We start from the raw sequence: 7,363 nt of genomic DNA on the forward strand, positions 1-7,363 counted from the left end.
AGAAAGGCGGTAAAAACCGCCTTTGGTTAAATCGTGTTTTATTTTTTAGCGACTTGGTTTAACTGTATCCAATCAACAGTAATATGCGCCGCCTCTTCTAAAAACGGATCCAGTTTAGATAATAACTCTGGGGCATCATCTACTGAGGTCACCGCAGGTAACGCTAAACGTTTTAACCGTTCATTTGTACGCGCTAGCGCACGTGCTTCATCCGCTTCGCGTTTGGCGATACGCTCTTCTTTGTTCAACGACACACTTTTCTCATCTTTTTGCTGTTGATACTCGGCAATATCGGTTAGCAAATACTGAAATTCCATTTCTTTGGCTAAGCGCTGTTGATGTTTTTGCTGCAAAATCGGCACTTGTTGCTGAATTCCCGTAGACCCTTGATATTGCGCAGGAGCAATGGCATCCCAAGGTAAGGCATATTCTTCTTTGCTTTCACCCCACTCCGCTGGATCTATCGGCGATGGGAAGGTGATGTCAGGGATCACACCTTTATGTTGCGTACTGCCGCCATTGATCCGATAAAACTTAGCCATAGTGTATTGCACGCTACCTAGTTGTTGCTCAAACATATCATAGATGCGACCAATACCACGATGCTGCTGCACCGTACCTTTACCAAAGGTTTGTTCACCTATAATAAGAGCACGGCCATAATCTTGTAACGCAGCGGCAAAAATTTCTGAAGCAGAAGCGCTATAACGATCGACCAATACGGTTAAGGCGCCGTCGTAATAAGATATGCCATCGCTGTCCCCATTTAAGCCAATTTTGCCATCACCATAACGGATTTGCACCACTGGGCCACGATCAATAAATAAACCGGTTAATAATGTGGCTTCTTGTAAAGAACCACCGCCATTACCACGTAAATCGATAATAAGCGCATCCACTTTTTGTTCATTGGCCTCTACCAGCAGCTTTTTCACATCTTCTGATAAATTGTTGTAAAAACCAGGAATGTTAATGACACCGATTTTACTTTGTAACTCGCTTAATTTAGGGGCCAGTATTTCAAATTTGGCTGCTCGATCTTCTAAACGAATTTTATCACGAACAATCTCAATCACTTGTGTTTGGCTGTTCGCTTCGCTGCCACCCAATACTTGTAAACGTACTTTACTGCCTTTGGGCCCTTTGATCAGATCGACCACATCATCTAACCGCCAGCCTACGACATCAACAAAGTCTTTCGCTTCCTGTGCGACACCGACAATACGATCCTTTGGCTTAATTTTCTGTGTTAAGTCAGCAGGACCACCGGGAACTAAGCTTTGAATGACGGTGTAATCCTCGTCTGCTCTTAATACCGCACCAATACCTTCTAGCTGTAAGTTCATTTCTTGTTGGAAACGTTCAGCATTACGAGGTGATAAATATGAGGTGTGCGCTTCTACAGCACGGGCAAAAGAGTTCATCACAATTTGAAACACATCTTCACTTTGTGTTTGTACTAAGCGTTTTTGCGTGTTTTTATAACGCTTAGTCAGGATCTCTTTCGCCTCATCAACGGTCTTACCGGTGAGTTTAAGATTTAACAAATCAAACTTGACGCGTTGCCGCCATAACTCGTTCAATTCATTTAAATCGGCTGGCCAAGCAGCATCTTCACGATCGTAAACGTACTCATCGTTGGCAGCAAAATCGTAATCTTGCGCTAACTGCGCTAACGCAAAGTCAAAACGCTCAAAACGGCGCTTCTGCGCCAAATTAAACATGTCAAAAGCAAACGTTAAATTGCCACGATTAATGCCATCATCAAATTGATTACGGTATTGCTCGAAAACAGCAATATCGGACGCCATCAGGTGATTGCGATAATAATCGAGATTTTTTAAATAGAGGTCAAAAATTCGTCCCGACAACGCATCATCCAATTGCACAGGCAAATAATGCGATCGCGTGAATGTTGCTGCAATGCGCTTACTGGCTGTGGCATGTTGAGCTGATTGGCTAATAACCGGTAGCTCACTACTGTCGAGTGGCTCAGGTGTTGTTGCTGTTACGCCTAAAGCTAAAAATAAACCAACCGCTATCAGGGATAATTTCTTCATAACACTCTCTATATTCGTCAAGCTTTGTACAAGCTATCCTGACGTGTTTTGATGATCATGCCAGAACCAAGTTGCACCGTTACATCCGGTAAATTCACTTCAGTTATCGTGGCGTGCATCGGTGACGAGCCTAATTTAACAAGCACTTTATCACCTGTCGCTAACTGCGTCGGTTCAACGGTTGTTAACGTGACGGCAACGGGCGCAACGTCAATTGTGGCTTTTACAGGTGTCGCATTTGCTGGCACCTTCTGAGCCTTAGAGGCGCGTTCTGCCGTTTTGTTCGGTCTTTTTTTATCAACACCGGCAGCAACAGGTTTGGCGACGTTTTGCTTAGCACGTTGCTCTTGCATTTTAGCTTTACGCTTCTCAGCGGCTTTTTGTTTACTTTCAGCTAATAATTTTGCGGCATGCTCAGCTTGTTGTGCATCAATTTGCTCTGCAGCTTGACCGTCAAGATCAACGCGACTAACGCCTTCTTTTACAGATTCAAGGTAACGCCAGCTTAAGGTATAAACTCTTAACGCTTGACGTAATTGGGTTTTACTCACTGGGCTATCTGCAGCAAGCCGTGCAGCTAAATCCTGAAAAATACCTACTTTCAGAGGTTTAACTTGTTGATCAGCAGCGAAACACAATGGGAATTCACTGACTAAATACGCCAGTACATCTTTCACATTGGCCAGTTTTGCATGTTCGGCAGTAGGTAGGTCTGTTGCTTCAACTAGCTCAGCAGGGGAATTTGTCATTCAGGATTCACTCTTCTTCATCATCTTGTTCAGCAAGCAGTTCTGCTATGCCTTCATCTATTTGTTGTTGGACAAAAGATAGCGCCCAACCAACCAACTCGTCTTGATCTACATCCAATAAAATAGTGTCTCCGCGCAATTGTTCCCACAATTGCGGCATCAAAAACGCTATTTCTACTGATGTTAGGGTGTCGGGTAAAGCATCCCAGACAGCGTGAGCAATAGCATTAAACTTATCTGCTACTAGCTCTTCTTCGCCATCCCAGTCACCGACTTCATCAACTTGCAGTAAATAATCCTGCACAGATAATAAATCTTTCATTAAACCTGAGCCAAACGTTGTTCAAAAATGTCGACTAACTGACCCAGATAATCTTCATCAATGTCATCAAAGCGGTTTAGTAAAGGGCTATCAATATCGAGTACCGCAATCACGATACCGTTGTGCCGCACGGGTAAGACAATTTCTGAATTACTGGCAGCATCACAAGCGATATGACCCGGGAACTCGTGGACATCTGCCACCCGTTGAATAGCGCCTGTGGCCACACAGGTTCCACAAACACCTTTACCCACGGCAATGCGCACACAAGCCACTTGCCCTTGAAACGGGCCTAAAACTAATTCACCTTCGCGCATAATATAAAAGCCTGCCCAATTGAGATCGGGTAAGCCATTAAACAACAAGGCACTGAGATTAGCCATATTGGCGATCAGATCAGATTCGTGCTCTAACAAGCCACGTGCTTGCTCTAGCAATAAACGGTAATTGGCGCTTTTCTCGCTCGACATACTTCTTATCAAATTCAGGTTACACTAAAGGCCATACATTACTTGTTTTAAGCGTTAATTTAAACCTTTTTTAGCTTAAACCACGCAGCCAGAGCGCGACATTCAGCGCGGAAAGCTTGGTTTGCTGCTTATTTCAACAGCCTTGCCGTATTAAACGACAAAACTATATGGATTTGCCGGATACAAGCATTGTGGCGCTTGTGGTTGATGGCTAAAGCGTCGCGTATCTTTGTAAGGCAACTTCATAAAGCCACCGACGCCTTCACCACTGATTAAAGCAACTTTACTTAAAATACTTTGTAGTAAGGCATTAAACTCGCGTTCAGCGGTAGGATCGAGTAAGCGGTAATAGCTATGCACTTTCATATAAAGTGGCGCTACCTCAAAGATAATACAACCGGTATGTCGAATTAAGTTAAGCCGAGCAATATCATCCATAATCGCATCAGGCAACACCAATTGCTCATCCGGATCTTTACCATCTTCAAAGTAAGAATGTTGCTTGCTGGCCTCTTCTAAACTGATCACCGGGGCTAATTGATAAGGAATGACGCTATTCTCCGCCGGAATAAAAGGCAGCTGAGTCGACTCACGACTAATATGAATGGTGTTGCGGGCATTGAATAAACACGCTTTGAAGATACCAACTTTGCTGATCGCGCGCGCTAAAGTCACCACATTATTAACAGCTAATGCAAAGGCTCGCGCCAACTTATCATTGTACAAGTTTAAGCTACAATCGATATAAACCCCATTAGCTTGCCAGTGGATCGCAATACCGCCTACCACCGGATAACGGGCTAAACGGCTGACTGCCGCAATAAAGGCTTTTTCTGTCTCGCCCATACCTTCTAAATAATTTTTATAATATCGCTCGAGTTGCACATCATCGACATAGCCAATATCCTTATCTTCATTGTGCTCCCGCAAAAACGATTTACGTGAAGAGTAAACCACTGTGTCTAATTCACGCTGTTGATCGCTTACCCACACCGGTAACAAAGGATCATCATTAAACAATGGCAGCTCTGGTAACACTAAGCGCTGCAAACGGGCCATATGCTGTAAAAAATAGTCCCCTGCTTGTTCGCGTAATGTTAAATCATCGGACAACATACCATCGAGCATAGTGGCAAATTCGAGCGGTAAACCAAGACTTCTAGCCGGAATCGCTTTACGACCAAAGCGGCTAGGTTGGCCGGATGCTAAGGCATATAGCGTGCTGGCAACACCTTGCTCATCAAAACGCGGGCTAGATAACTGCCCCGCACGTTGCTCAGGCCCAGTGAAATATACATCCCCCATTCGAGCATTCGAATTCTGTAAGTCTGCCGACATCAGTTGCATCACATTATTGGATAAGTAATGTCCTTCATGATCAAGTTGTGCAAAAACGGATGAGCCCCAATCAATTAAGCTTACGAGGCCGCTTTCCTCATCAAACACCAAATTAGACGGTTTAACATCGCCATGGACAATCGGTAAGGCTTCACCGTCTTTTTGATTACGTCGTAAATGCCAGAGTAAATCGGCTAATTGTCCGGCAATAGAAATGATGAGTTTTACCGGTAAACGCCCATGTAATAAGCTATATTGCTCCAGATCGATACCGGGAGCCCGCCCCATCATTAAGATCCCCTGCTTTTTAATCACCTGATAAGTGACAAAAGGCGGCACTGCAGGATGATCGACCTGTGATAGCATAAAGGCTTCATCCGCTAAACGTTCTTGAATATGCTGCGGCAAATTGATCCGTGAGAATTTAAAAACATAAGGATGCTCATCAATACCAAAACCCGCAAAGGCAAAGCCATAAGCGCCCTTACCCAGTAAACTAATTTGTTGGTATCCCAGTTTCTCTAACTCATCAATACAAAGCGCCACCCAGTCTTTCAGCTTTTTCGCATCATTGGCATTTAACAGGTAAATAGACTGCTCTTCGGGGATATAAAAGTTACGTAGATTACGATCTTGCATCATAGCCCTGCCGTTGACTTGCTACGCAACATTTGTGCACTGATATCAAAATACCAAACAAACTCAGTACCATCTCTTGGATTCACAATCGTCATCACGTCATAAGGCGTGTCATCCTGCCAAAGCAACGCTTGTGCTTGAATATCAAAACCATGCATTTGGATAAAAGTATACAACTCAGTTGTACTGGTAGCTTGAAAAGCTGAAGCAGTACTTTTACCGTCGCCACTTTGCCAGATAGCCGCCATTAAGCTGTCTAACACCTCTTGATGATATTCGCCCTGTGTCTGTTGCTGACTTTCCAAATGACAAAGCATGGCACCGTAATGACCATTAAGGCTGATATAGTTTGTTTTTAAAATTTTGTCACTTTGTAACAAGCAATCTTGCCATTGCTGCTGTTTGATAGCATCAAACATTGCTGTCGATAACACGCGTTCCGTCATGGTATGAGGCTGGTAAAACGAAGTACTTATATAATGCTTGCGTAACGTGGCTAATCTAGCGGGATCAGGGCTTTGCTCTATATCCGCAATTAAACTTTTATATTGCAAATTGGCTTGTGCCAAACGTTGCTGTTGCAGCGGATCCAGCGGGTATGTGCTGACTTGACTACATCCCACGATTTGTAACATCAAAACAACCCATAAAGTTCTTGCTGCGCGACAAACTTGCATAAACATTGTTATAGCCATATTGGTGATCATTCGACAATAGTATGCAACTATTTGACTGGCAATTACTAGTCAACTCGTACCGACATAGCAAATGGATCAATTCATAAAACACGTTGCACAAGACTCACTTTGGCGATTTTTAAAGCAAAAATGCAGCAAAAAAAGGGCATATTCTCAATCATGATTGCATTAATGCTGCCAGCTACGTAATTAGTTAACATCTGGTTTCAGCAAAATTAAAAAATATAAATCTGATCCTTGCAACTGTCTACAGCGTTTCTATTGCGACTTTTATGTCTAACCTAAAGCTAAAAGGAAAAATTATGAAACTCTCACGTATGATCACAGGTTCGTTATTAGCAACATCATTATTTTTTGTCGCACAAGCGCACAACCATGGTATGAAAGCAGATATCGTTGATACTGCCGTTGCTGCTGGCAATTTCACCACTTTAGTCACTGCAGTAAAAGCGGCTGATCTTGTAGATACGTTAAAAAGCGAAGGCCCATTTACTGTATTCGCACCAAATGATGCCGCATTTGCCAAAATCCCTGCTGCAGATTTAAATGCGTTAGTCGCAAATAAAGAAGCGCTTACCAGCGTTTTAACTTACCACGTAGTCGCTGGCAAAGTGATGGCTGCTGATGTTGTAAAACTAACTAAAGCAACGACTGTACAAGGTCAAGATTTAGCCATTGAAGTAAAAGATGGCAAAGTTTATGTCAACGGCGCGCAAGTAATTGCTACAGACATTAAAACAAGCAATGGCGTGATCCACGTGTTAGACACTGTTGTCATGCCAAAAATGTAATTAATCCTTTCTTATCAAAAGCCCACTTTTTAGTGGGTTTTTTATTGTTTAGAATAGTGAATTAACCATGCAGCAAACAATATTTACGACTGCAAAAACACGCAAATGCGACTTAACTGATGCTTTTTCCAACAACTAGCCACAACTCAAGCCATACCTCGTGCAGCAACAACCACTGAGTTGCTAATGAAATGCTTTTTAACCACATTAAAGCACGGTTTTATCTCTTAAATTTTATAAGAAAGCCATTGTTAATACTGTGGCCATGCTTGGAAGCGTTTTGTCATTGATACTGT

The 7,363-nt window shown here is 43.0% G+C and carries 7 protein-coding genes; 1 reads left to right on the forward strand and 6 read right to left on the reverse strand.

The window, feature by feature from the left end:
• Positions 1 to 38: 38 nt before the first annotated feature.
• From prc to JAO78_RS12445, 6 genes are all read right to left on the reverse strand, one after another.
• Entirely contained in the window at positions 39 to 2,060 is a 2,022-nt protein-coding gene (prc, locus tag JAO78_RS12420; RefSeq protein ID WP_226751678.1) for a carboxy terminal-processing peptidase, read from the reverse strand.
• A gap of 17 nt (positions 2,061 to 2,077) precedes the next feature.
• On the reverse strand, positions 2,078 to 2,809 hold the full coding sequence (proQ, locus tag JAO78_RS12425) for an RNA chaperone ProQ (RefSeq protein ID WP_226751679.1): 732 nt from the start codon (positions 2,807 to 2,809) through the stop codon (positions 2,078 to 2,080).
• A gap of 7 nt (positions 2,810 to 2,816) precedes the next feature.
• Positions 2,817 to 3,131: a hypothetical protein gene (locus JAO78_RS12430; protein WP_226751680.1), complete on the reverse strand. Its 315-nt coding sequence runs from the start codon at positions 3,129 to 3,131 to the stop codon at positions 2,817 to 2,819.
• Positions 3,131 to 3,601, reverse strand: coding sequence for a free L-methionine (R)-S-oxide reductase MsrC (locus tag JAO78_RS12435; protein WP_226751681.1), 471 nt, complete (start codon positions 3,599 to 3,601; stop codon positions 3,131 to 3,133). Before JAO78_RS12435 ends, JAO78_RS12430 begins: the two co-directional genes overlap by 1 nt.
• A 150-nt stretch (positions 3,602 to 3,751) precedes the next feature.
• The gene (locus JAO78_RS12440) at positions 3,752 to 5,578 is read right to left on the reverse strand and encodes a protein kinase domain-containing protein (RefSeq protein ID WP_255654616.1); all 1,827 of its coding nucleotides are present in this window, start codon (positions 5,576 to 5,578) and stop codon (positions 3,752 to 3,754) included.
• Positions 5,578 to 6,213, reverse strand: coding sequence for a DUF4919 domain-containing protein (locus tag JAO78_RS12445; RefSeq protein ID WP_226751683.1), 636 nt, complete (start codon positions 6,211 to 6,213; stop codon positions 5,578 to 5,580). The genes JAO78_RS12440 and JAO78_RS12445 overlap by 1 nt, the downstream gene beginning before the upstream one ends.
• A 365-nt stretch (positions 6,214 to 6,578) precedes the next feature.
• Here JAO78_RS12445 and JAO78_RS12450 point away from each other — a divergent pair, with 365 nt between their 5' ends.
• A complete protein-coding gene (locus tag JAO78_RS12450; RefSeq protein ID WP_226751684.1) occupies positions 6,579 to 7,067 on the forward strand; it encodes a fasciclin domain-containing protein in 489 nt (162 codons plus the stop codon).
• The last annotated feature ends 296 nt before the right edge of the window (positions 7,068 to 7,363 follow it).

The organism is Alishewanella maricola (genome assembly GCF_016343785.1).
Classification (GTDB): domain Bacteria; phylum Pseudomonadota; class Gammaproteobacteria; order Enterobacterales; family Alteromonadaceae; genus Alishewanella; species Alishewanella maricola.